Raw genomic sequence first — 25,987 nt, 5'->3', positions numbered from 1 at the left:
CGATTATGGTCTCCAATCTCCACCGCGGGGCCGCCGTCTGGGCGAGCGGCGTGTCGGTCGTCGCGATGGGCGTGGCCTGGGGCGCTCAGGCCCAGGTGCGCCGTTTCGACGTGCCGGCTCAGGCGGCGCAGAGCGGCGTGCAGGAACTCGGCCGGCAATCTGGTCTGCAACTGCTCGCCGCGCAGGAAGACCTCGTCGGTCGCCGGACCGCGGCTGTCGTCGGTGACTTCGATGCGCGTGAGGGCGTCCAGCGTGGGCTAAAGGGCAGCGGACTGGCTGTCCGCTCCGACAGCGGCCGCACCCTCACCCTGGGCGTGGCCCGGTCTGATGGTTCCGTCATCGGCCGGGTCTTCGATCCTGCCAGTGGCGAGTACATGCGCAACGCCATCGTTCGCCTCACCACCTCGGGCGGGGAGAGCCGCGCCACCACCTCGGGCGAGCGGGGCGAGTTCCGCCTGACCGAAGTGCCCACGGGCGCGGCGCAGGTCACGGTGAGCTTCATGGGCTTCGCCGATCAGACCCTGAAAGTCGATGTCGCGTCCGGCGCGACGACCAATATCGAGATCAGCCTTCGGCGTCCGGCCGACGCAGAAGCTGTCGTCGTGGAAGATGTTATCGTCACGGCCTCCGTCCGCGATGGCGACGCGCGCGCGATCATGAGCCAGCGCGAGTCGATGGATATCAAGAACAGCCTCTCATCGGAGTCGTTCGGCGACATCGCCGAGGGCAATGTCGGCGAGTTCATCAAGTTCATGCCCGGCGTCGACACCGAAGGCGATGGGGACGACACGGTGCGCTACGTGCGTCTGCGGGGCCTGCCGCCTGAGTACACGGCCGTCACCGTCAATGGCGTGAGCATGGCGGCTGCCGACGCCAACGCCGGCTCGTCGACCTCGCGTTCCTTCTCCTTCGAGCAGGTCTCGCTCAGCAGCATCGACTCCATTGAGATTTCGAAGACCACCAGCGCGGACGTCGACGCCAACGCGCCGGCCGGCACCATCAACCTGCGGACCAAGCGGGCCTTTGATCGCAAGGGGCGGCGAGTGGTCGCCCAGGTCAGCGGCTTCACCCATTCGGACCAGTGGAACGATCGGGCCACCGGCCCCGGCGAGGGTGATCATGATCGTCGTATCAGCCCGAGCGGTCAGTTCGAATATTCCAATGTCTTTTTCGACCATCGGCTCGGCGTGGTGGCCAGCGTCAGCCAGTCGAACACCTATACTGAGATGGAGCAGGCCTTCTATCCGCGGAGCTATGTCCCCAACGCGGTCAGCCCCGACCCGATGGCTATGACCACCATCAACGCGCACATGCGCGGGCAGGAGGTCTCACGCTTCGCCGCCTCGCTGACCCTGGACTACCGAGCCAGCGACAACCTGATCCTTTCGCTCTCTGCGATCCACAACGACGCCTATCTCTGGTCAGGGCAACGCACCAAGCTCTTCACCACGGGCGCCCGGACCTATGGCGTCATCGGCGATGCGGCTCTCGACTTCACGACCCAGCAACCCGCCGACAAGTTCGGGGTCTCTCCTCAGTCGAACATCATCTCCAAGCGCGGCAGGGGGCAGACCTTCGTGCCAAGCTTCGAGTTCACCGGCGAGCATTTCTCCCTCGACGGCAACCTCTCGTACTCGGACTCCTCGAGCACCTACAATCCACTCGGGCGGGAAGGCGCGATCTACAACCTGGTCACCGCGCCATCGGCTGCCGGCAACTTCTCAGCCTCCCGCAGCGGGCTAATGGAGACCGACTTCCAGATCGTCCAGACCAGCGGCCCCGACTGGGCCGATCCGGCCAGCTACAAGGCTAGCAGCATCGTCGTCACGGCCCAGGACGGCCGCTATGCGCGCACGGAAATGGCCGGCGGAGCGCTGAATCTGTCCTTCGAGACACACACCCCGATCGCGCCGATCACCTTCAAGACCGGCGTCAAGGCCAAGCGCGCGGTCTACGACTTCGGCAACGAGCGCGTCGCTCATCAGTACCGCTATGTCGGGCCTCTCAACGTCGCGCAGTTCATGCAGGCGAACGCCAGCGCCACCGAACTGAACTTCAACGACATGGGCCTCCGCTACACGTCGATCTCGGGGTCCGATCGTCTCTTCATGCCCAGCAACTACAAGATCGGGCAACTTCTGCTGAGCCATCCTGAGCAATTCGAGCATGTGCTGTCGGCAGCGGACTACTATACGGCTTACGTCGCCAACGAGCGGCACTTCGAGGAAGACACCAACGCGGCCTACTTCATGGCCACCTCGTCGGTCACCGATCGCCTAACCCTGCGAGCGGGCTTGCGCTGGGAGGAAACCCGCACGCGCGCACGCGAGGTCGACCCACTGTCCGCCGAGGCGGTGAAGGGCGCGGGCTTTGCGGTTTCGGCCACCACCGGCCGGGCCACCACCATCGACGGCATCAAGTACCAGTACGAGAGCCGGCCGCGGATCGATCGAAAGGGCAAGTACGACTACTTTTTCCCGAGCGCCTCGGCGAAGTTCGCTATCAACGACAGCACCGATCTCCAGATCGGCTACAGCCGCACCATCCGCCGTCCGGAGGTCAACGTCCTGGCCGGCGTGTGGTCGGTGAACGACGAGGCCCTCGTCGTGACCGCGCCCAATCCAGGCCTGGAGCCGGAGATCTCGGACAACATCTCGATCCGGGTCGCCAAATACTTCGAGCCGGTCGGCCTCATCGCCTTCAACTATTACCGCAACTCGGTCAAAGGCCTCTTCCAGACGGAGGAACTTACCGCCGACGAGTTCGGCTACACCGGCCAGGAGTATGCCGGCTACACCTTCCGCACGACCCGGACGGTCGATGGCCAGTCGATCAAGATCGAAGGCTACGAACTGGAGTTCAATCACGCGCTGAGCTACCTGCCCGGGGCCTTGAGCGGGCTGACCGTGCGCGGTTCTTACACGCACACCAAACCTGAGGTGCCGATCGCCCTCTCGGCCGAGAATTTCGCGACCCTGGCCCTGGCCTACAAGCATGGGCCGCTCAGCCTGAACCTGAACACCGCCTGGACCGGGGAGAAGCTCAACAGCGTTTCGACCGGTTCATTCATAGAGCCCAGGGTCAGCGCGGACCTATCCGGATCCCTGCGGTTACGCCAGAACTGGAGCCTCTTCTTCTCGCTGCGCAACCTGCTCAACGCGCCGACCAACATCGTCCTGCCCGGGGTCGAGACGCCGAACGGCTTCATCCCCGATCATGCGGGCGACCATCGCGAGTATGGCCGCAGCGCGACCTTCGGCCTTCGCGCGGTCTTCTGACCGCCCGTCTCAGACAAGCTCCGTAAAGAGGTGATGGAATGGAACGCTTGATGATCGGCCGTCGTGCGCTTCTCGCCGGCGGTGGCGGCCTGCTCGCCATGACCGGCCTTGTCGGCCGCGTTTGGGCCGCGCCGGCCTTCTCCGACACTCCGTTCACCCTGGGCGTGGCGGCCGGCGATCCGGCGCCCGACGGCTTCGTGATCTGGACGAGGCTGGCGCCGCAGCCGCTTGGCGAGCACGGCGGCATGCCGCCCCTCGCCGTGGTCGTGCGATGGGAGGTCGCCGAGGACGAACGTTTCCAGCGTGTCGCCCGCTCGGGTGAGGTGCTGGCCAGGCCCGAACTGGCCCACAGCGTCCATGTGGAGGTCGATGGCCTGAAGCCGCGCCGGCCCTACTGGTATCGCTTCCGGGTCGATGGCGCCGCCGACGCCAGCCCCGCAGGGATGGCGCGGACCGCACCGGCGGCGGGCGATCATCCCGAACGGGTCCGCCTGGCCAGCGCGGGCTGTCAGCACTACCAGGGTGGCCTCTTTACCGCCTGGCGCTATCTGAGCCAGGAAAACGATCTCGACGCCGTGTTCCACTACGGGGACTACATCTACGAGGGCGGAGCCCCGGCGAAGCCGCCGGTGATCCTGGACGCGGCCGGCCGGCCCATCGACCGGCGGCACGTGGGTGGAGAGATCTACAGCCTCGACGACTACCGGCGCCGCTACGCCCAGTACAAGACCGACCCCGACCTGCAGGCGGCGCACGCCGCCGCCGCCTTCATCGTCTCCTTCGACGACCATGAGGTCGACAACAACTTCGCTGGGGACATCGACCAGGACGGCACGCCCCCCGAATTCTTCGCCCTCCGCCGGATGGCCGCGATGCAGGCGTGGTACGAACACATGCCGGTCCGCCGCGCGCAGTTCCCGCGCGGGGGCCGCACAGCCATGTACCGTCGGTTCGACTATGGAAGCCTGCTGCGCATGCACGTCCTCGACACCCGCAGCTATCGCAGCGATCAGCTCTGCGAGCGCGTCGGCGCGCCCAACTGCCGGGCGGTCGATGATCCTTCGGCCACGATGCTCGGCGCGGGGCAGGAAGCCTGGCTTGCGGCGGGACTGAGGAATTCGGCGGGCTGGAATCTCCTCGCTCAGCAGGTGTTCATCATGCCTTATCAACGGCAGCTGCCCGACGGCTCCGTGCAACCGGGCGGAACCGACACCTGGAGCGGCTATCCGGAGGCTCGCCGCCGGCTAGTCCGGACGATCACGGATTCAGGTCTAACCAATGTGGTCGTCGCTACGGGGGATGCGCATATTCATGCCGTCGGGACGGTGCCGCTGCGCGACGACGAGCCGGATGGCCCGGCCGCGGCGACGGAGTTCCTGGCGACCTCGATCACGTCGGGCGGCGATGGTTCGGCCGAGACCGAAGGCACGCTCGCCATCCTGCGGGGGAGCCCCAACGTGAGCCTGGTGAACGCCCAGCGAGGATATCAGACCTTCGACGTCACGCGCCGTGAATGGAACACCGAGCTGAAGGTCCTCGATCGCGTCCAGGCGCCGGCGGGAAAACTCAGCACGCTTGCGCGGTATGTGGTCGAGCCGCGCCGGCCGGGATTGCATGGCTGATCGAGCCGGACGGCGGCTCCCGGCAGCCGAGGCTCCCTCGTTGAAGGATCGAAACGGCCGAACGGCCTTGCCGAGCCGGTGGTCTTGCGCGCGAGATTCGCCAGGATAGCCAGTTTTCCGAATGCCAAGCGTTCAGGAAGCTAACGGTTGATGCAGCGCAAGGGGCGCCCTGTACAGTGATGCTAGTTGCATGGGACATCAGCCGGAGTCGTTATGGCCAGCCTTACCCTTACCTCGCTCGGCGGGGCCGGGACCGTCACAGGATCCAAGCACCTCCTGCAGCTAGGCGGACGACGCATTCTCGTCGATTGCGGCCTGTTTCAAGGGCTAAAGGCGCTGCGGCTCAAGAACTGGGAACCGTTCCCGATCGAGCCCGAGAGCATCGACACCGTAATTCTGACCCACGCCCATCTGGATCATTCCGGATACCTGCCGCGCCTTGTCCGGGAGGGCTTCCGCGGGGAGGTCATCTGCTCCTCCGCGACCGCTGATCTTTGCGAACTGATGCTGCTCGACAGCGCCAAGATCCAAGAGAGCGATGCGGCGTTCGCGAACCGGCACGGTTTCTCGCGCCACAAGCCTGCGCTGCCCCTGTACGGAAAGCACGACGCCGAGCGCGCCCTTGAACGCCTGCGGCCCGTGCCATTTGGCTCGGTGATGGACCTCGGCCACGGCGCACACCTGACGCTGCGCCATGCAGGCCATATCCTGGGGGCGGCGACGGCCGAAATCCGCTGGGGTGGCCAGACGGTAGTGTTCTCAGGCGATCTTGGTCGTTACGGCGACCCCATCACCCCCGACCCTGAGCCTGTCGCCGCCGCCGACTATCTGCTGGTGGAGTCCACCTATGGCGATCGCAAGCACGACAACGTCGATCCCGCCGAAGCCCTGCTCGAAATCGTGGAGCGGACGAGCCGGCGTGGCGGAACAGTCATTATTCCTGCATTCGCTGTCGGCCGCGCGCAGGAACTGCTTCATCACTTCTGGCGCCTGAAGGCCGCCGGCCACCTCGGACTGATCCCGATCTACCTCGACAGCCCGATGGCCATCGACGCCACGGGCCTGCTGCATCGGCATATGGAGGATCATCGCCTGCCGCCGGACGTCTGCCGAGCCTCCTGCGCCGTCGCGACCTACACGCGCGATGTCGAGGAGTCGAAGGCGCTCAGCGCCAACCCAATGCCCAAGGTGATCATATCCGCCAGCGGGATGGCGACGGGTGGTCGCGTGCTCCATCACCTCAAGGCCTTCGGCCGCGACAGTCGCAACACGGTGCTGTTTGCGGGCTATCAGGCCGCAGGCACGCGCGGCGAGGCGCTGGTCCGCGGCGCCCGTGAGGTGAAGATCCACGGCCAATGGATTCCGATCAACGCCGAGATCGCCAGCCTGCCGTCGTTATCCGCGCATGCCGACGCCGATGAAATCCTGCGCTGGCTCGGCGGCTTCGAGCGGCCGCCGAAACGGACCTTCATCGTGCACGGGGAACCTGAGGCTGCGCTGGCGCTTCAGTCGCGCATTTCGGAGGCGCTTGGATGGGACAGTCATATCTCCGAGCAGGATGAGGCTCAGCGCCTGTCATGAGCAACGAAGCCGCAAGCGCTCCGCCGACGGTGCGGGCCCGGCGGCTAGGCCTCTATACGCAGCACGACCCGATCGTGCTGATGCGCGAGGATTGTCACGTCTGTCGCTCCGAGGGGCTGGCGGCGCGGGCCCAGGTGCTGCTCAGCGCTGGCGGACGAGACGTTCTGGCGACTCTCTACCAGGTCGGACGCGATCTGTTGGAGCAGGATGAGGCTGGTCTTTCCGAGGCAGCCTGGAATCTGCTCGAAGTGGAGGAGGGCGCGGCCGTCAGCGTCCGGCACGCTCCGCCGTTGGCGTCGATGTCCAGCGTGCGCCGACGGGTCTATGGCCAGCGGCTGGATGCGCCGGCCCTGGCCGCGATCATCACCGATGTGGCCGCTAGCCGCTACACCGACGTGCACCTGGCGGCCTTCCTCACCGCCTGTTCGGCTTTGCCGCTCGACGTCGATGAAACCGTGGCGCTAACGCGGGCCATGGTCGATGTCGGAGAGCGATTGACCTGGGACGCCCCCGCGGTCGTCGACAAGCACTCCGTCGGCGGTCTGCCAGGCAATCGTACGACGCCCATCGTGGTCGCCATTGCCGCCGCGCACGGGCTCGTGATGCCGAAGACTTCGTCGCGCGCGATCACTTCCCCCGCCGGCACGGCGGACGCCATGGAGACGCTTGCGCCCGTCGACCTCGACGTGAAGGCGATGCGGCGGGTTGTGGAACAGGAGGGCGCCTGTCTTGTCTGGGGTGGCGCAGTGCGGCTCAGCCCGGCGGACGACGTCTTGATCCGTGTCGAGCGGGTGCTGGACGTGGATACCGAGGGGCAACTGATCGCCTCGGTCCTCTCAAAGAAGATCGCGGCTGGGGCGACCCACGTGGTTCTCGATATTCCTGTGGGGCCAACTGCGAAGGTGCGTTCCGATGACGCCGGCGTGGACCTTGGCGCTCGCCTTACTGAAGTAGCGGACGTGTTCGGCATAACGCTGCGCTGCATGTTGACCGATGGCGCTCAGCCCGTGGGGCGTGGCATCGGACCGGCGCTGGAGGCGTGGGACGTGCTGGCGGTCCTGCAGGGTCATGCCGACGCCCCGGCGGATTTGCGACGCCGGGCCTGCATCTTGGCGGGGGCCGCCCTGGAGCTCGGGGGAGTCGCCCCGACGCCCCAGGGGGTTTCGCTCGCCGAGGAGACCCTCGCCGACGGCCGGGCCTGGGCGAAGTTCCAGCGGATTTGCGAGGCGCAAGGCGGCCTGCGCACGCCGCCGCGCGCATCCTTGGTGCGCGCGATCACGGCGACGCGGTCCGGCCGGATCGTCCAGATCAACAACCGGACCGTGGCTCGGCTCGCCAAGCTCGCCGGCGCGCCGGATGACAAGGCGGCCGGAGTCGAGTTGCATGTGCGGCTCGGCGACGAGGTCGCGAAAGGCCAGCCCCTGCTCTCGGTTCACGCCGAGGCTCCGGGCGAGCTGGCATATGCCCTCGATTACGCGGCAGCCAATCCCGAGATGTTCGATCTGGAGGCCTGAGCATGCGACTGGTCCTGCCCCTGCCTGGCAACGAGGTCTTCGCAGCCGAACTGGCTCAGGCGGGCGGCTGGCGATTGGGCAGCCTGGAGACGCGGCGCTTTCCCGACGGCGAGCATTATGTTCGCCTCAAGGACGATCCGGGCGGTGGCGTCGTGGATCTGGTCTGCAGCCTGGCGCGTATCGACGACGTCTTTCTGAGCCTGATTTTCGCGGCGGATGCGGCGCGCGAATTCGGCGCGCGAGAGGTGAACCTCATTGCGCCCTATCTCGGCTACATGCGCCAGGATAAGCGGTTCCAACCGGGTGAGGCCGTCAGCTCGACCTCTTTCGCGCGTCTGGTCTCGGGCAGTTTCGACCGGCTGATCACCGTGGATCCGCACCTGCATCGGTTCGCAAGCCTGGGTGAGCTCTATCCGATCGAGACCGTCGTGCTGCACGCCGCACCGCTGCTCGGCAGGTGGATTCGGGACTGTATCGTCGACCCTCTCGTGATCGGCCCTGACGCCGAGAGCGAGCAATGGGCGGCGAGCGTGGCTGCGGAGGCCGGCGCCCCGCACGTGGTGTTGCGGAAGGAGCGGATTGGCGACAGCGATGTCCAGATGACCTTACCGGACCTGCGCTCTTATCATGGCCGGCGTCCCGTGCTGATCGACGACATCGCTTCGTCCGGACGTACCCTCGCCACCGCGGCCCGACGGCTCATCGCCGAGGGGTTCCCGGCGCCAGATTGCGCCGTCGTTCACGCCATCTTCGGCGGGGACGCCTTTGAGCAAGTGACGGCGGTCGCCAGCCGGGTGATCTCGACAGATTCCGTACCGCACCCGTCGAATGCTCTCCGGCTTGCTCCCCTGATCGCCGCGGCGTTGGCGTATTAGATCAAAGGCGCACACGCCTCAGGCGTAGCGAGTTCCCGACCACGCTGACGCTGGAGAGCGCCATGGCCCCGGCAGCGATGGCTGGGGAGAGCAGCCATCCGAAGATGGGATAGAGCACGCCTGCTGCGATCGGAACGCCCGCGACGTTGTAGGCGAATGCAAAGAAGAGGTTCTCGCGGATATTCCGCATCACGGCTCGCGACAGGTTGCGTGCCTTGACGATGCCCTGCAGGTCGCCCTTGAGCAGGGTCACGCCCGCGCTCTCGATCGCGACATCGGCCCCAGCGCCCATCGCTATGCCGACTTCAGCAGCCGCCAGGGCCGGCGCGTCATTCACCCCGTCGCCCGCCATGGCGACCTTACGGCCCTCCCGGTGGAATTTCTCGACGACCGTGGCCTTGTCCTGCGGCAACACCTCGGCTTCGACTTCATCGATTCCAAGCTTGCCGGCGACGGCCATCGCGGTGGTCCGATTGTCGCCGGTCATCATGACCAGCCGCACGCCCTCGGCCTTGAGCGCCTGAACCGCCTGCAACGTCGTCGGCTTGATCGGGTCGGCGATGGCGAAGATCGCCGCCGCCTGGCCATCCAAAGCCATGAAGATGGCGGTCGCGCCGTCGGCCCGCAGGGCGTCCGCCTCGGATTCGAGCGCCGCGGTGTCGATGCCTTGCTCCTTCAGGAACTTGCCCGAACCAAGTACGAGCCGCTGGTTGTCGACGACGCCCAGGACGCCTTTGCCGACCGGCGAGTCGAATCCGGATGGCTGCGACAGGGTGAGCTGCCTGTCGGTGGCCGCGCGAACGATGGCGTCGGCGAGGGGATGCTCGCTGCCCCGCTCGAGGCTCGCCGCCAGTCGCAGCACCTCGGTCTCGTCGCGACCGGTCGCTGGCCGGATGGCGGTGACCGCGGGGCGGCCCTCGGTCAGGGTGCCGGTCTTGTCGACCACCAGGGTGTCGATCTTCTCGAAGCGCTCGAGCGCCTCTGCATTCTTGATCAAGACGCCGGCCTGCGCCCCGCGGCCCACTCCGACCATGATGGAGATCGGCGTGGCGAGGCCCAGCGCACAGGGGCAGGCGATGATCAGCACCGAGACGGCCGCGACCAGGCCGAAGGCGTAGCGGGGATCAGGGCCCCACACGGACCAGGCGGCAAAGGCGATGAGGGCCACAAGGATGACCGCGGGCACGAACCAGCCCGACACCTGGTCGGCCATGCGCTGGATGGGCGCCCGGCTGCGCTGGGCCTGGGCGACCATCTGCACGATTTGAGAGAGCAGGGTGTCGGCGCCGACCTTCTCGGCGCGCATGATGAAGGAACCGGTCTTGTTGATGGAGCCTCCGACGACCTTGGCGCCTGGCTCCTTGGTGACCGGCATGGACTCGCCCGTGACCATGGACTCGTCGATGGAGACGCGGCCATCGAGAAGTTCGCCGTCAACGGGGACCTTCTCGCCCGGACGGACCCGCAGGCGATCACCCACCGCGATCCGGTCCAGGGTCACCTCCTCATCCGAGCCGTCCTCACGGACCCGCCGAGCGGTCTTGGGCGCGAGATCCAGAAGCGCCTTGATCGCGCCGGACGTCTGTTCGCGCGCCCTCAACTCCAGGACCTGTCCGAGCAAGACCAGCACGGTGATGACCGCGGCCGCCTCGAAATAGACCGCGACGGACCCGTCCGCTTCCCGGAACGCTGCCGGGAAGATCTGCGGCGCGACCGTCGCAACGACGCTGTAGAGCCAGGCCACGCCTACGCCCATGGCGATCAGCGTGAACATGTTGAGGTTTCGATTCGCCAGCGAGCGGGCGCCGCGATCGAAGAACGGCCAGCCCGACCACAGCACCACCGGCGTCGCCAGCGCGAACTGAATCCAGGCAGACGTCCGGCCGTCCATGAGCATCATGAGGCCGGCGAAATGCCCGCCCATTTCCAGGGCGAACACCGGCAGGGCCAGCGCGAGCCCGATCCAGAACCGGCGCGTCATGTCCTGGAGTTCGGGGTTCGGACCGCTGTCGGCGCTTACGACCTCCGGCTCGAGCGTCATCCCGCAGATCGGACAGGCGCCGGGGCCGAGCTGCCTGATCTGGGGATGCATCGGACAGGTGTAGATCGTGCCGGCCGGCGCGCCGCGCGCTGGCGTATGGACCATGTTCGGCGCGCGGTGGCGGTGATGCGCGTGCGCCGACGATGCGCCGTCAGAGGTGGCCGCCCCGGCGTCTCCGTGGCGGTGCGGCTCGGGGGCTGTGGGATCACGCGGCACGGAAAGCTCCTCGGGGGCGACGACGCTTCTCCCTGTTACTAACGCACGCCCGCAAGAGGCCCTCAACCAGGCGGCCGGCTTTGACCGATCTCAAGGTATAATGGGGCGTTAGCGGGTCGGATCACTTAGCAAGAGGAGAACCCCCGATGCGTCCCTTGATGTTCGTCGTCGCGGCTGCGGCCCTGCTCACCAGTCCAGCCTATGCCCAAGAGGATCATGCTACGCACCAACCCGCGGCGGCTGCGGAAGCTCCGGCGCCCACCCATGAAACGTGCCGGGCGGTGATGGGGCGCCAGATGGACGGCAAGGCGGTTCATGACCATGGCCGTGAAAAGACCGGCGCCATGACCTGGCCGAACGGAAAGCCGCTGACAGCCGCCGAAATGGAGCGGATGCACAAGGTGTGCGCGGCCAAACTGCAGCAGACCAAAGCGCCAAGGGTGAAGTAGAGCTCACCCGCTCGGTTGATGGCCTTGGCAAGTCTGGTGCGCCTTCGCTAGGCTCAGGTCGCCCCTGTCGGGGGGGCTGGATCGGGCGTGTCGACGATGCTGGTCTCGAAGGTCAAGGAGAAGGCCGGGCCTCTCGAAGGCGGCCGGCGGCTTGCGATCTGGCTGGATGGGGAGGTGACCAAGCTCTTCCCCGGTTATTTCGCCCTGGTGATGGCCTCGGGGATCATCTCAAACACCCTCTATCTTGAGGGCCATCGCTACCTGTCGGATCTCCTGTTCGGGCTGAACCTCGTCGTCTTTCCCTGGCTCCTGCTGCTCACCGGCCTGCGGGCGGTCCGCGCTTCCGGCGCGCTCTGGGCGGATTTGACCAATCCCAGGCTGGTCTTCTCCTTCTTCACGCTGGTGGCCGCGAGCGACGTGCTGGGCTTGGGGATGAACCTGAGAGGCCTGATGGACGTGGCGCTGGGCCTGTGGCTCTTCGCTTTCGCGGTCTGGTTCGCCCTGATCTATTTCAGCTTCGCAGTGCTGACCTTCCTCAACTCCGCCCACAACGCCAACGTGGTGCACGGCGGCTGGCTCATCGCCATTGTGGGCACCGAGTCGCTGGTGATCCTCGGCGCCATGATCGCCCCGCATCAGCGGGAGCTGGCGCCGGCGCTGTTCGTGCTGATCCACATGCTCTGGGGCGTCGGCCTGGCCCTCTACGGCATATTCATCACGCTCTTTGCCTATCGGATATTCTTCTTCGACGTCGGACCCGAGGATATCACGCCGCTGCTCTGGGTGGTGATGGGTGCGGCCGCCATCAGCGCAAACGCGGGCTCGACCTTGATCCTGGAGGAGAGCGGGGTGCCGTTCCTGATGTCGATGCGTCCGTTCATTGACGGGGTCACCCTAATCATGTGGGCCTGGGCTACCTGGTGGATTCCGTTGCTGGTCCTGTTCGGCCTGTGGAAGCACGGCGTCCGCCGCGTTCCCTTGCGCTACACGCCCATGCTCTGGAGCCTGGTCTTCCCCCTGGGCATGTACGCCCTGGCCAGCCTGCGGCTGTCGCTGGCGGCGGAGTTCGGGCCTCTGCGCGCCATCGCCGAGACGATGGTCTGGATCGCGCTCGCTGCGTGGGTCGCGACGGCGATCGGGCTTGCGCGCGCCATGTGGACCGGTCTGCGCGGCGCCGTTCGCGCGCCGGCCTTGCGTCCCGGTACCTAGCGCCTCAGCAGATCGAGCTGCAGAAAGCCCGCCACCAGCACGGCGTTGACGGCCCAGGCGATCGTCACCAGGCGCGCGATCGTGTCCCAGGGCGGCGTCGCATTGTCGGCGCAGCGCCAGATCGAGACCAGCGCCCACCCCGAATGCAGTTGGAAAAGGCTCAGCGCCACCTGCTCGACCACCGGATCGCGTCGATAGAGCGCGTCCACATAGATCAGGACCAGGACCAGGCTCGGCAGGACGGCCTGGCCCCAGAACACTGGGCCTAGAGGCGCCTCGCCCCTCCAGGCGCGGATCTGCGGGCCGAACGCCATCCTTAGGGCTTTGGACCAAGACGACTCGGGCGGGCGATGCGCCATGTCTCGTTCTCAGCGCCTCCCGCGCGCCGCATCAGCGCATCCGAATGCACGGCTTGCAACCGATGACGACTGTATTGACTTGAATGCAAGGAGCGGTAGTTCTGAATCCCCCCGATCGGATGGGATTGTGGCATGGACACTGGCGTGACCGAACCCACTCCAAGCGGTGCGCGGGCGCTTTGGGTCAGCACCATCGCCTTCGCGGCGTGCTTCGCCGTCTGGACCCTCTTTTCGATCCTCGGCCTGGGCGTCAAGGCGGAGTTCGGCCTCACCGAGACCCAGTTTGCTCTGCTGGTCGCAACTCCGGTGCTCACCGGCGCCCTCAGCCGGGCCGTGCTGGGGATCCTGTCGGATCGTTTCGGCGGCCGACGCATGTTCCTGATCGTGATGCTGATCGCCGCCGTGGCGACCTTCCTGATGTCCTTCGCCGACTCCTATCTGCGTCTGCTGCTGGCGGCCCTGGGGGTCGGCCTGGCGGGCGGCTCCTTCGCGGTGGGGATCAGCTACGTCTCGAAATTCGTCCCGTCCGATCGCCAGGGCACGGCCTTCGGAGTCTTCAGCGTCGGCACGGCCGGCGCCGTGATCACGGAGTTCCTGGCGCCCGTCGCCATGCTGGAGGCCGGTTGGCGCGTCGCCGCCCAGCTCTGGGCGGCCGGTCTGATCGTTGTCGCGCTGGTCTTCATCTTCGCGGCCCGGGACGAACCGGGACGAGGGCGGGAAGCCGTCATGCCGACGCTGGCCGAACAGTTGCGGCCCTTGAGGAATCTTCAGGTCTGGAGGTTTTCGCTCTATTACTTCGTCCTCTTCGGGGCCTTCGTCGGATTGAGCCTGTGGCTGCCCCGGTACTTCGTAGGCGTCTACGGCCTCGACGTGAAGCTGGCCGGCCTGCTGACGGCAGGCTACGCAATCCCGGCCAGCCTCTTCCGGATCTATGGGGGCCGGCTGTCCGACCGCTATGGCGCCCGCGCCGTCCTATACTGGACGTTCGGCGCATCGGCGCTCCTGGCCTTCATGCTGTCCTATCCGCCGACCGACTATGTGATCCACGGCGTCCGCGGGCCGATCGCCTTCTCCACCTCCATGAGCCTCGCGCCGTTCGTGGTGACCCTGCTGGCCCTCGGCTTCTTCATGAGCCTCGGCATGGCCGCGGTGCTCAAGCACATTCCGACCTACTATCCCGAGAACGTCGGCTCGGTGGCAGGCGTCGTCAGCATGGTGGGCGGGCTCGGCGGCTTCGTCCTGCCCCTGGTGTTCGGCGTACTCAACGACCTCACCGGCGTCTGGACCAGTTGCTTCTTCCTACTGCTCCTTCTGAGCCTCACCGCCCTGGTCTGGATGCACTTCGCGATCCGGCGGATGGAGCTGCAGCCGGGCGTCGACCGCGGCGAACTGCCGGAACTGCCGGAGATGGCGTCGGTGCACGCCGCCCGCGTGGCGCGCGAGGCCGGTGCGGGCGCGCTCGGGAAGACCATCCAGCGGGGCCCGATCGCCGACTGGCGGCCCGAGGATCCTGCCTTCTGGGAGACCGCCGGCCGGCCGATCGCGCGGCGCAACCTGTGGATATCGACCTACTGCCTGCTGCTGGCCTTCGCCGTCTGGATGGTCTGGAGCGTGGTCGTCGCCAAGCTTCCCGCAGTCGGCTTCAACTTCACCCCAGATGAGCTGTTCTGGCTGGCGGCCCTGCCTGGGCTTTCCGGCGCAACGCTCAGAATCTTCTATTCCTTCGTCGTGCCGCTGTTCGGCGGACGTCTGTGGACCGCGATCTCCACGGCCTCCCTTCTGGTTCCGGCCTTCGGCATCGGCTACGCCGTGCAGGCCCCCGACACGCCCTATCTGATCTTCGTCGTCCTGGCCCTCTTGTGTGGGCTCGGGGGCGGCAATTTCGCCTCTTCCATGGCCAATATCAGCTTCTTCTTCCCCAAGGCGGAAAAGGGGGCTGCGCTCGCCATCAACGCCGGCCTGGGCAATCTGGGCGTGAGCCTGATGCAGTTCGTCGTGCCTCTCGCGGTCACGATCGCCATCTTCGGCGTCCTCGGCGGCGGGCCGCAGTCCATGAGCGACGGAGGACAGCTCTGGATGCAGAACGCCGGCTTCCTGTGGGTCCCCTTCATTCTCCTGGGCGTGGCGCTTGCCTGGTTCGGCATGGATGATCTGGCTGGCGCCAAGGCGTCCTTCGCCGACCAGGCCGCCGTCTTCGAGCGACTGCACACCTGGTTGATGTGCTGGCTCTACCTGGGCACTTTCGGATCGTTCATCGGCTTCTCGGCCGGCTTTCCCTTGCTTGCGCGTCTGGCCTTCCCGGAGGTCGATTCGCTCAAGTACGTCTTCCTGGGCCCTCTGATCGGCGCCCTGTCGAGGGCGGGCACGGGCTGGCTCGCCGACCGTTTCGGCGGCGCGCGCATCAGCCTGCTGGTCTTCGTCGCCATGACCGCTTCGGCGGGCGGCATGATCTGGTTCCTGGACGCGGGCAGCTTCTGGGGCTTCTTCGCCACGGTCATGCTGCTGTTCTTCTTCAGTGGAGTCGGCAACGCCTCCACCTTCCAGATGATCCCGGCCATCTGGCGCGAGACGGTGGGCCGCGCGGGCGACGCGGCCCGCGCCGACCGGGAGGCCGCCGCGGTCATCGGCTTCACCTCCGCCATCGCCGCTTTCGGGGCCTTCTTCATTCCCAAAGCCTATGGCGCTTCGATCGCCGCGACCGGTTCGGCGAACCTCGCCCTGTGGGGCTTCATGCTGTTCTATCTGAGCTGCACGGGCCTGACCTTCGCGGTCTATGTCCGGAGAGGCGGCCTGCTATACGCCGTCGAGCGCCAGAGCGCTGCGCGCGCGCGGTAGCGACGGGGGCGACCTCGTGGCGATCCCCCAGGTCGTCTCGCAGACGCTCCGTCAAAGTCTAGCTGCGGCCTGACTGACTTCACGAAGCTCAGACAGCGGGGTTTACTGTCGGCTGCGGAATTTCAGGCGCTGAGACGCCTGATTCAGGGAGAGCGTCAGATGCTGGGACTGGAGCGCACCGTGGAAGGAGCCGCCCGAGCTAAGGGCGAGGCGCTTGTCGAGACGGGGAGCCTCACCTTCCGCGGCGACGCCGTGGATCCGGCGACCGGGCGGAAGTTCTTCCTCGATTTCCCCTGCGACCTGCAGCCAGGAGAGCCAGTCACCTTCGTTCTGAACCTGCATGGCGGCGGATCGCTCGGGAACTGGCAGCGACACTACTTCCCGCTGGTGGACTTCAAGCAGAGCCACCGGCTGGTGATCGCAACGCCGACCGCAGCCGTCCAGCGCCCGTTCGCGCCTGGCGGGCCTCCGGTGCGAGTGTGGATTTCCGAGGAAGACGACGAGCACCTGCAGAACATCGTGAACCTGGTGGTGGCCGAACTTGGGCCGGAGTCGATCCGGGCCTTCTGGCTGGCCGGGCATAGCCAGGGCGGCATGACCTCGGCGCGGCTTCTGCAGACGCCGTTCTTCGCCGACCGTGTGGACGGCTTCATCAGCCTGTCGGGAGGCCGGCTCGGCCGGGCCGAATGGACACCGCGATTTGGCCCGCCCAAGGCGGACGGATCGCCGCCGGAGCCGCGCCCGTCGATGCCGCCTCCCGAACTGCCCGTCGGCGACTTCTCCTTCATCTACACCACCGGAGAACGCGAGATCGTGGCCCTTCCGGAGACCTCGCCCTGGGCCGAGAAGTACGGCGCAGGCCCGCGTGTCCGGCAGCCGGACATCGTCGATGACCAGCCAGGCCAGATCTGGGACTTCGGACGCTGCACCTACCCGGTGTGGGGCCTGAAGGCTGGGCCTGGGCAGGCGGAGGTCTGGCGCTATCCGAACGCTCGGGACGGTCGGGTGATCGCCGACGTCGTGCGTATTGGAAAAGGGCACACCGAAGGGCTGGAGCCGCGGGTCACCGATGCCTTGCTGCAACTGATGCTGCAGGAGCCGGGCGGAAAGATTGCTGCAGGAGCCGCCGTCTCGAACGGGGCCGCCGACTGAAGGACGCGTTCGGCGCTGCGTCTGCGCCGGAAGCTCTACACTAGAGGCTCCGCACCCCGGGCGGTCTCGGCGGTCGAACGGCATCGCCCAGACGCGCGCGATGAGGCTTTGCGCGTAGGCGAAGGCCACGCAAAGCAGATGCATGGTTTATGGAGCATTAAGCCTGCCCGCGGCGGTCGCGCAACGTATGCAGCCGCTCCTGCCAAGGGATTCCATTAGTAAGCCGGAACAAGTCTACGACTCCGTCGTTGTGAAATTCTAGACGTGCGCCCAAGGACGGGGGATGCCGTGAGTGAAGCGTTGGGCGCCAATGCGCCGCGTGCTAGTCGCGCACTTTGGATGAGCGCCCCGGCGTTTGCGCTGTGCTTTGCGGCCTGGACCATCTTCTGCATCGCCGGCCTTGCGATCGCCGATCAGTTTGACCTTGGCTCCGGTGATCTGTCCCAGGCCGCCGCCGCAGTGAACAGCTTCGCCTCGGCCATAGCCGGTTTCCGAACCCGACCAGCTCTGCAAGGACGCCCATGAGCCACCTCCTGGACCGCCTGACCTACTTCGCCCGCGAGCGTGAGCCCTTTGCTGACGGCCACGGCATGACCACTCGGGAGGACCGCGGCTGGGAGGACGCCTATCGCAAACGTTGGGCGGCCGACAAAATCGTGCGCTCGACACACGGTGTGAACTGCACCGGCTCGTGCTCCTGGAAGATCTACGTCAAGGGCGGGATCGTCGCCTGGGAAACCCAGCAGACCGACTATCCCCGCACGCGTCCGGACCTGCCCAATCACGAGCCGCGCGGCTGCCCGCGCGGCGCCAGCTACAGTTGGTACCTCTATTCTGGCGCGCGGCTGAAATACCCGCTGGTCCGTGGACGCCTGCTGCGCCACTGGCGCGAAGCGCGCAAGAGCCGGTCTCCCGTCGCGGCCTGGCGCTCGATCGTCGAGGCACCGGAGAAGCGCAAGGACTGGGTCAGCCGCCGTGGTCGTGGCGGGTTTGTGCGGGTTGGTTGGGACGAGGCCAACGAGATCATCGCGGCCGCCAACGCCTATACGATCAAGAAGTACGGGCCCGACCGGGTGACCGGCTTCTCGCCAATCCCGGCGATGTCGATGATCTCCTACGCCGCCGGCAGCCGATATCTTTCGCTGATCGGCGGCGTGCCCCTCAGCTTTTACGACTGGTACTGCGACCTGCCGCCGTCTTCGCCTCAGACCTGGGGCGAGCAGACCGACGTGCCGGAATCGGCCGACTGGTACAATGCGGGGTTTCTGATTGTCTGGGGCTCGAACATCCCCATGACCCGCTCGCCGGACGCCCACTTCTATACCGAGGTGCGCTACCGGGGAGCCCGCAGCGTCGTCGTGGCGCCGGACTTCAACGAAGCCGCCAAGTTTTCGGACCTTTGGCTGCACCCCAAGCAGGGCACGGATGCCGCCCTCGCGCTGGCGATGGGTCACGTCATCCTGCGCGAGTTCTTCCTTGGCAGGACAGTTCCCTACTTCGACGACTATGTCCGCAGGTACTCGGACCTGCCGCTGCTGGTGCGACTCATCCCGAAGGACGGCCGCTACGTCGCCGATCGCATGCTGCGCGCCGCCGACTTCCCCGACGCGTTGGGGGAGGCGAACAAGCCGGACTGGAAGACGGTCGGTCTCGACGAGGGCACGGGCCAGCCGGTCTGTCCGCAAGGCTCGGCGGGACACCGATGGGGCGACAAGGGCAAATGGAACCTCGAACAGAAGGATGGGCAAGGGCGAGACATCCGACTGCGGCTGACGCTCGCCGACGCGCATGACGAGATCGCGCCAGTCGATTTCCCCTACTTTGGGGGCGATGCGCCCGCGACCTTTGTGGCGACCGACCATCCGGACGTTCTGACCCGCAACGTGCCTGCGCGCCGCATGGCGTTGAAGGACGGCGAGGCGCTGGTGGCCACGGTATTCGACCTCTTCTGCGCCAACTATGGGCTCGACCGCGGCTTCGGCGGCCAGAACGTCGCGCAAAGCTACGATGACGACGCGCCCTTCACGCCCGCCTGGGCCGAGCGGGTCACTGGTACGCCCCGTGAGGCCATCATTTCAGTGGCTCGCCAGTTCGCCGAGAATGCCGAAAAGACCAAGGGCCGGTCGATGGTCATCGTCGGAGCCGGGATCAACCACTGGTACCACATGGACATGACCTACCGCGGCATCATCAACATGCTGGTGCTCTGCGGCTGCGTGGGTCAGTCCGGCGGCGGCTGGGCGCACTATGTCGGCCAGGAGAAGCTGAGGCCTCAGACCGGATGGGCGCCGCTGGCCTTCGCACTCGACTGGATTCGGCCCGTCCGCCAGCAGAACGCGACCTCCTTCTGGTACGCCCATACGGATCAGTGGCGATACGACAGCCTGCGCATGACCGACATGCTCTCGCCCACTGCGCAGGACGCGGCATGGCCGGAAAGCGCCATTGACTGGAACATCCGGGCCGAACGCATGGGCTGGCTTCCTTCGACGCCGGCCCTGGAGGCCAACACGCTCGACCTCGGACGGGAACTGAAAGCCAGCGGCCAGGATCCCGGCGAGTGGACGGCGGCGGGCCTGAAGTCGGGCGCCCTGAAGATGAGCTGCCATGATCCAGACAACCCGGTGAACTGGCCGCGCAATATGTTCTTCTGGCGATCCAACGTCCTGGGCGCGAGCGGAAAGGGGCATGAGTATTTTCTCAAGCACCTCGTCGGATCTCTGCACGGCGTGATCGGCGAAGATCTCGCCAAGACCGGCGGCGCCAGGCCCGAAGAGGTGGTCTGGCGCGACGAAGCGCCCATCGGAAAGCTCGACCTGATGGTCAGCATCGACTTCCGGCTCTCCACCACGGCGCTCTATGCCGACATCGTGCTGGCCTCCTCGACCTGGTACGAGAAGCACGATCTCAACACCTCCGACATGCACCCGTTCATCCATCCGCTGACGGCGGCGGTGGATCCCCTGTGGGACTCCAAGACGGACTGGGAGATCTTCCGCGGTATCGCCAAGACGTTCTCAGAGGTGTGCTCCGAGGTGCTGGGGGTGGAGCACGACCTGATGCTCACCCCGATCCAGCACGATGCGGCGGAGGAGTTGGCTCAGCCCTACGATGTGAAGGACTGGGGCAAGGGCGAGTGCGAACCCGTCCCGGGCCTCACCATGCCGAAGGTGAGCCTGGTCGAGCGAGACTACCCGAACACCTATGCGCGGTTCACCGCCATTGGTCCTTTGCTGGAAGCCAAGGGCAACGGAAGCAAGGGGCTGGTCTGGAACACCGAGGAGGAAGTCAAACACCTGGCGGCCCTCAATGGTACGGCGCTGCAGGGTCCGACCAAGGGCCGGCCGCGCGTGCTGACCGACATCGACGCCTGCGAAACCGTCCTGATGCTCGCGCCGGAAACCAATGGCGAGGTCGCGATGCGGGCCTGGGCCGCGCTCTCGGAATTCACGGGCCGTGAGCACGCTCATCTCGCGGAAGGCAAGGAAGACGAGAAGATCCGCTTTCGCGACGTGGCTTCCCAGCCGCGCAAGATCATCTCCTCACCGACCTGGTCGGGGATCGAGTCCGAGGAGGTTTGCTACAACGCCGGCTGGACCAACGTGCATGAGTTGATCCCGTGGCGGACGCTCAGCGGGCGCCAACAGCTCTATCAGGACCATCCGTGGATGCGGGCCTTCGGCGAGGAGCTCTGCACCTGGCGGCCGCCCATCGACACCCGTTCCTATCAGTCCGTCGTCGGCAAACTGCCCAACGGCAACGCCGAGATCGTGCTGAACCTCGTTACGCCTCACCAGAAGTGGGGCATCCACTCCACCTATTGCGAAAACCTGATCATGCTGTCGCTGAGCCGCGGCGGCCCCAGCATCTGGATCAGCGAGGTGGACGCCGAAAAGGCCGGGCTCTCCGACAACGACTGGATCGAGGCCTTCAATGTCAATGGCGCATTGACCGCCCGCGCGATCGTCTCCCAGCGCGTGCCCGAGGGGCTGGCCATCATGTACCACGCCCAGGAGAAGCTGGTGGGCACCATCGGCTCGGAGATCACCGGCCAGCGGGGCGGAATCCATAACTCCGTCACCCGCATCAATATGAAGCCGACGCACATGATCGGCGGCTACGTCCACCTGGCCTACGGCTTCAACTACTATGGCACCGTGGGGGCTAATCGCGACGAGTTCATCATCGTTCGCAAGATGAGCCAGCTCAACTGGTTCGACAAAGCTGCAGCCCAGGTCGAGCAGGAGGCCCGCGTCTGATGAAGGTCCGCGCTCAAGTCTGCATGGTGCTGAATCTCGACAAGTGCATCGGGTGTCACACCTGCTCCATCACCTGCAAGAACGTTTGGACCAACCGCGAGGGGGTCGAATACGTCTGGTTCAACAACGTCGAGAGCAAACCCGGCATCGGCTATCCCAAGGACTGGGAGAACCAGAGGCGCTGGAAAGGCGGGTGGGTCCGCAAACCCAACGGCCGCATCGAGCCGCGCATGGGCGCCAAGTGGCGGATCCTGTCGAAGATCTTCGCCAATCCCGATCTTCCCGAGATCGACGACTTCTATGAGCCCTATACCTTCGAATACGAATGGCTCGAAAAGGCGCCGGAGCTCCAGGCGCAACCCACGGCCAAGCCGCGCTCGCTGATCACGGGCGAGCCGATGAAGAAGGTCGAGTGGAGCGGCAACTGGGAGGACGATCTCGGCGGCGAGTTCTCCAAGCGCTCTCAGGACTACAACTTCGAGGGCGTCCAGAAGGAGATCTACGGCCAGTTCGAGAACACCTTCCTGATGTACCTGCCGCGGCTCTGCGAGCACTGCCTGAACCCGGCGTGCCTGGCGGCCTGTCCCTCGGGGGCGATCTACAAGCGGGCTGAGGACGGCATCGTCCTGATCGACCAGGAGCGCTGCCGCGGCTGGCGCATGTGCGTCTCCGGCTGCCCCTACAAGAAGGTCTATTACAACTGGTCCACCGGGAAGTCGGAGAAGTGCATCTTCTGCTTTCCCCGCATCGAGGCCGGTCAGCCGACGGTCTGCTCGGAGACCTGCGTCGGGCGCATCCGCTACCTCGGCGTCATTCTCTATGACGCTGACCGCATCAAGGAGGCCGCCAGCGTCGAGGACCCCAAGGACCTCTACGACGCGCAGTTGTCGGTTTTCCTCGACCCGAACGACGTCGCCGTTCAGGAGCGGGCCCGCCGCGACGGGGTGCCGGAGACCTGGATCGAGGCGGCCACCCGCTCGCCGATCTGGAAGATGGCCTGCGAATGGAAGGTGGCCTTCCCGCTGCATCCCGAATACCGGACCTTGCCGATGGTCTGGTACGTGCCGCCGCTGTCGCCGATCCAGTCGGCGGCCGAGGTCGGCAAGATGACCGTCAACGACGGCATGCCGGACGTCCGCTCGCTCCGGATTCCCCTGCGGTATCTGGCCAATCTCCTTACGGCCGGCGCTGAAGAGCCGGTCGCCCAGGCTCTGGAGCGGATGCTCGCGATGCGGGCCTACATGCGGTCCAAGACGGTCGACGGGGTAGTCAATGAAGCTATCGCGCAGCGTGTGGGCCTGTCGGGCGCGGTCATCGAGGAAATGTATCGATACATGGGCTTGGCGGCCTACGAAGACCGCTACGTGATCCCGACCACGCACCGTGAGGACACGGAGGACGCCTACTGGCTGCGTGGCGCGGCCGGCTTCGCCTTCCGGGAAGGTTCCAACGGCACCACCAAGGCCGACCTCTTCGGCCGGCCAGGTCACACACCGCGCAAGAAGTACATGGACATCCCCACATGAGCCGCACCCTCAAGGCGCTATCGCTCCTGTTGTCCTATCCGACCGAGGAGCTGAAGGCCGACGCTCAGTCGTTGCGCGCGGCGATCGCCAGCGAACACGACCTCAAGCCCAGGACGCGATCGGCGCTGGACCCGCTGTTCGAGGAGTTCGCCCGCGATGAACTGCTCGATCTCCAGGGGCGCTACACCGACCTGTTCGATCGTACGCGCTCGCTGTCGCTGCATCTTTTCGAACATGTGCATGGCGAAAGTCGCGAACGCGGCCAGGCCATGATCGACCTGCGCGAGACCTATCTCGCTCAGGGCTTCTACATGACCCCCGACGAGTTGCCGGACTACCTGCCGGCGTTCCTGGAGTTCGCCTCGCTCTTGCCGGCGCGCGAGGCGCGGCGGTTACTGGCCCAACCGTCCCATGTCTTCCAGGCCCTGTTCGAGCGCCTGGCCAAGCGGCGGACTCCCTATGCGGCCGTGCTGCAGGCGATCGTCGAGCTTTCCGGCGCCCGGGTGGATCCGGACGCCATCGAGGACCTGCGTCGCCAGCCCGACGCCAGCGCCGACGACTTCACCGCGGTCGATGCGGCCTGGGAAGAGGCGCCCGTCAGGTTCGGGCCCGAGACACCGCAGCCCACCGGGTTCGTCGCCAAGCTGAGAGCCTGGAAGCGACCCGCCGACCGCCCGCCGTCGGCTAGCTGAGGAGCATGTCATGCAGTCCTTCATCAATCAGCTCGCCTTCGGCTGGTATCCATATCTCGCCGTGACTGTGCTGATCGTCGGCAGCATCTTTCGCTTCGACATGGCCCAGTACACTTGGCGGTCCCAGTCGAGCCAGTTCCTGCGGCGCAAGCAGATGGTGCTGGGCTCCAATCTCTTCCACATGGGCGTCCTCATCCTGCTGGGGGGTCACTTCGTCGGCCTGCTGACGCCGGTCAACGTGTTCGACGCCGTTGGTATCGAGCATGGCTTCAAGCAGCGGGCGGCCCTCCTTGTCGGTGGCGCTGCGGGGATCATGGCCTGGGTCGGCGCGACCTTGCTGCTTCATAGGCGGCTGTTCGATTCGCGCATCCGCCGCAGCTCACACTGGACGGACATCGCGGTGCTGGTCCTGCTCTGGCTGCAGCTTACGCTCGGCATCGCCACCACCTACTGGACGATGCAGCATCTCAATGGCGAGGAGATGCTGCTGTTCATGGGCTGGGCCAACGGGCTCCTGACCTTCAATCCGCGCGCCGCGGACCTGATCGTGGATGCGGCCCTGGTCTACAAGCTGCACATCATCCTGGGGCTGACGCTCTTCATGATCACCCCGTTCAGTCGGCTGGTGCACATCTGGAGCATCCCGATCTTCTACCTCGTGCGGCCTGGCTATCAGTTGGTGCGCAGTCGCGGCGCCGTGCGTCGTCCTCAGCCCGCCTCGCTCTCGCACGGAGAGGCGGGCGCCGCCCCGAGCTATGGCGGTCCCGTCGTGCAAAGGGCAGGGGTGGAAGAAAGCCAATGACCGACGCCCGCTTTGTCCTCACGACTTCACGGGCGGGCGAGCGAGCGGCCGCGCCGCCGAAAAGCCAGGCGACCGCGGAAGCGAGCGGCTGTGGTTGTGGCGGCGGCGGGCGGGCCAGCCGTCCTCTGCAACCGATCGTGCGAGTCCATGGGGAGGAGATTACGCCCGAGGCCATCGCCCAGGAGACGCAGAATCATCCTGGTCCTGATCCCCAGGCGGCATGGGAGGCGGCGGCACGCGCCCTGGTCGTGCGCAGGCTGCTGCTGGCCGAGGCCCGGCGGAGAGGCATGCGACCGGCGCCCGAGAGCGTTGGGGAGGGGCGGTACGAGACCGAGGATGAAAGCCTCATTCGCCAGATCCTCGAGGAGGCGGTCGTTCCCGCCGACCCGAGCCCTTCCGAGTTGCGGCGCGTCTACGAGGGCCTGCAGGAGAAGTTCGTCACGCCGACCTTGTTCGAGCCTGCGCACATACTGATCGAGCCGGCCGGAGACGACGCCGCAGCCTGGGCGCAGGCCGAGGCCGAGGCCAGGGCGTTGGTGGCGGAAATCGGGGATTCCCGTCAGGCCTTCGCCGAGGCGGCCACCCGCTCGGCCTGTCCGACCGGCGCGCAAGGCGGTTCGCTCGGCCAGATTCGCCGCGGTGAGCTCGTAGGGGAGGTGCAGGAGGCGATCGAAGCGCTCGCGGACGGGCATACTGCGCAAGCGCCGGTGCGGTCGCGATTCGGCTGGCATGTGGTGCGTCTTGAGCGCCGAATCCCCGGCCGTCAGCTTCCCTTCGAGGTGGTTGAGCCGAAGATTCGCGACATGCTGGAGGCGCGGGGCTGGACGATAGGGGCTGCGCAATTCGTCGCCGAGCTGGCCGAGGCCGCGCAAATCGAAGGCGTGAGCGTCACCCCGGCTGACGCCGGCTTCGGCGCCTGCGCAGACGGTGGCGGATGTTGACCCTGGGCGACATCCTGGCCGCGTCGCGGCGGTCGGCGGCCGCCCTCGACATGGCCGAGCTGCCGTCGGATCTCGTCGATCGCGTGGCGGCGCAAGCCGCCGCGGAGGCGATGTCGGCGGCGGACTATGTCCGCATGGCGGTGGCCGATTTCGCCGATTTCGCACAGCCCGAGGATTGGACTCACCTGTTGTCCAGGTTGAGGGATCAACTGGATGCTGGCCGCATTTGCCTGTGGACCATGGTCAAATGGCGGCTCGACGCGGCGGGCGCCGCGCCGCCCAGCAAGACGGAGCCGACCTCGTGACTTCCCCCGATCCGTCGAACGACGCCCAACCCGGCCTCAATCCCGATCTCAAGCGATCGGTGGACAAGGACTATTCCGAGGCCATGCACGGCAGCGAGCCGTTGGCCACCGTCTCGGTCAAGAAGAATGCGGTCGCCATCTGGCCGTTCATCTGGCTGGCCGTGACGATCGTGGCGGTCCTGCTCACGATCTGGTTGGTCATCTGAGTCGGGGCGCCTGGAAAGTGCGCGATTTATGGGTGTTTTGGGCTTGTCATGTTGGGGTGTGTTGATTAGGTTCCATGCCTTCGACCGAACGCCACGGCCCTTGCGGGAGCAATCTTCAAGATCTC

The 25,987-nt window shown here is 66.3% G+C and carries 18 protein-coding genes; 16 read left to right on the top strand and 2 right to left on the bottom strand.

The annotated features are described in order from the left end of the window. Positions 1-5 precede the first annotated feature (5 nt). From ABID41_RS19050 to ABID41_RS19030, 5 genes are all read left to right on the top strand, one after another. On the top strand, positions 6-3,278 hold the full coding sequence (locus ABID41_RS19050) for a TonB-dependent receptor (RefSeq protein ID WP_354298537.1): 3,273 nt from the start codon (positions 6-8) through the stop codon (positions 3,276-3,278). A 38-nt stretch (positions 3,279-3,316) separates the two neighbouring features. Beyond that, the gene (locus tag ABID41_RS19045) at positions 3,317-4,900 is read left to right on the top strand and encodes an alkaline phosphatase D family protein (protein WP_354298536.1); all 1,584 of its coding nucleotides are present in this window, start codon (positions 3,317-3,319) and stop codon (positions 4,898-4,900) included. 213 nt (positions 4,901-5,113) lie between these two features. Beyond that, positions 5,114-6,481 carry an MBL fold metallo-hydrolase gene (locus ABID41_RS19040; protein WP_354298535.1) on the top strand — a complete coding sequence of 456 codons (1,368 nt, stop codon included), beginning with the start codon at positions 5,114-5,116 and terminating at the stop codon, positions 6,479-6,481. Further along, positions 6,478-7,995, top strand: coding sequence for a thymidine phosphorylase family protein (locus ABID41_RS19035; protein ID WP_354298534.1), 1,518 nt, complete (start codon positions 6,478-6,480; stop codon positions 7,993-7,995). The genes ABID41_RS19040 and ABID41_RS19035 overlap by 4 nt, the downstream gene beginning before the upstream one ends. Positions 7,996-7,997: 2 nt before the next feature. Then, positions 7,998-8,870 (top strand): ribose-phosphate diphosphokinase, encoded by an 873-nt coding sequence (locus ABID41_RS19030; protein ID WP_354298533.1) that lies wholly within the window; start codon positions 7,998-8,000, stop codon positions 8,868-8,870. Position 8,871: 1 nt separating this feature from the next. Here ABID41_RS19030 and ABID41_RS19025 read toward each other — a convergent pair whose 3' ends face one another. Further along, positions 8,872-11,016: a copper-transporting P-type ATPase gene (locus tag ABID41_RS19025; RefSeq protein ID WP_354298586.1), complete on the bottom strand. Its 2,145-nt coding sequence runs from the start codon at positions 11,014-11,016 to the stop codon at positions 8,872-8,874. 257 nt (positions 11,017-11,273) lie between these two features. Here ABID41_RS19025 and ABID41_RS19020 point away from each other — a divergent pair, with 257 nt between their 5' ends. Then, the gene (locus ABID41_RS19020; RefSeq protein WP_354298532.1) at positions 11,274-11,576 is read left to right on the top strand and encodes a hypothetical protein; all 303 of its coding nucleotides are present in this window, start codon (positions 11,274-11,276) and stop codon (positions 11,574-11,576) included. A gap of 96 nt (positions 11,577-11,672) precedes the next feature. Continuing rightward, a complete protein-coding gene (locus tag ABID41_RS19015) occupies positions 11,673-12,785 on the top strand; it encodes a tellurite resistance/C4-dicarboxylate transporter family protein (protein ID WP_354298585.1) in 1,113 nt (370 codons plus the stop codon). Here the strand turns inward: ABID41_RS19015 and ABID41_RS19010 are convergent. Further along, positions 12,782-13,099 carry a hypothetical protein gene (locus tag ABID41_RS19010; RefSeq protein ID WP_331932255.1) on the bottom strand — a complete coding sequence of 106 codons (318 nt, stop codon included), beginning with the start codon at positions 13,097-13,099 and terminating at the stop codon, positions 12,782-12,784. The two genes, ABID41_RS19015 and ABID41_RS19010, sit on opposite strands and share 4 nt — an antisense overlap. A 189-nt stretch (positions 13,100-13,288) precedes the next feature. On the opposite strand from ABID41_RS19010, the gene ABID41_RS19005 reads away from it, so the two are divergent. The 9 genes from ABID41_RS19005 to ABID41_RS18965 all read left to right on the top strand — a co-directional run bounded on the left by ABID41_RS19005 (position 13,289) and on the right by ABID41_RS18965 (position 25,862). Further along, entirely contained in the window at positions 13,289-15,979 is a 2,691-nt protein-coding gene (locus tag ABID41_RS19005) for a nitrate/nitrite transporter (RefSeq protein ID WP_354298531.1), read from the top strand. A 159-nt stretch (positions 15,980-16,138) separates the two neighbouring features. Continuing rightward, positions 16,139-17,131 (top strand): alpha/beta hydrolase, encoded by a 993-nt coding sequence (locus ABID41_RS19000; protein WP_354298530.1) that lies wholly within the window; start codon positions 16,139-16,141, stop codon positions 17,129-17,131. Between the two features lie 521 nt (positions 17,132-17,652). Beyond that, positions 17,653-21,390, top strand: a complete 3,738-nt coding sequence (locus tag ABID41_RS18995) for a nitrate reductase subunit alpha (protein WP_354298529.1) — start codon at positions 17,653-17,655, stop codon at positions 21,388-21,390. Beyond that, on the top strand, positions 21,390-22,916 hold the full coding sequence (gene narH / locus ABID41_RS18990; RefSeq protein WP_354298528.1) for a nitrate reductase subunit beta: 1,527 nt from the start codon (positions 21,390-21,392) through the stop codon (positions 22,914-22,916). The genes ABID41_RS18995 and narH overlap by 1 nt, the downstream gene beginning before the upstream one ends. Continuing rightward, positions 22,913-23,608: a nitrate reductase molybdenum cofactor assembly chaperone gene (narJ, locus tag ABID41_RS18985; RefSeq protein ID WP_354298527.1), complete on the top strand. Its 696-nt coding sequence runs from the start codon at positions 22,913-22,915 to the stop codon at positions 23,606-23,608. Before narH ends, narJ begins: the two co-directional genes overlap by 4 nt. 10 nt (positions 23,609-23,618) lie before the next feature. Then, positions 23,619-24,410 carry a respiratory nitrate reductase subunit gamma gene (gene narI, locus ABID41_RS18980; RefSeq protein WP_354298526.1) on the top strand — a complete coding sequence of 264 codons (792 nt, stop codon included), beginning with the start codon at positions 23,619-23,621 and terminating at the stop codon, positions 24,408-24,410. After that, positions 24,407-25,351, top strand: coding sequence for a peptidylprolyl isomerase (locus tag ABID41_RS18975; protein WP_354298525.1), 945 nt, complete (start codon positions 24,407-24,409; stop codon positions 25,349-25,351). Before narI ends, ABID41_RS18975 begins: the two co-directional genes overlap by 4 nt. After that, positions 25,345-25,656 (top strand): hypothetical protein, encoded by a 312-nt coding sequence (locus tag ABID41_RS18970; protein WP_354298524.1) that lies wholly within the window; start codon positions 25,345-25,347, stop codon positions 25,654-25,656. The genes ABID41_RS18975 and ABID41_RS18970 overlap by 7 nt, the downstream gene beginning before the upstream one ends. Next, the gene (locus tag ABID41_RS18965; RefSeq protein ID WP_354298523.1) at positions 25,653-25,862 is read left to right on the top strand and encodes a hypothetical protein; all 210 of its coding nucleotides are present in this window, start codon (positions 25,653-25,655) and stop codon (positions 25,860-25,862) included. Before ABID41_RS18970 ends, ABID41_RS18965 begins: the two co-directional genes overlap by 4 nt. The last annotated feature ends 125 nt before the right edge of the window (positions 25,863-25,987 follow it).

The sequence above is a fragment of the Phenylobacterium koreense genome (genome assembly GCF_040545335.1).
In the GTDB taxonomy this organism is placed as follows: domain Bacteria; phylum Pseudomonadota; class Alphaproteobacteria; order Caulobacterales; family Caulobacteraceae; genus Phenylobacterium; species Phenylobacterium koreense.
Note: the sequence above shows the minus strand (reverse complement) of the source record. Positions and strands in the feature narration are given on the sequence as shown.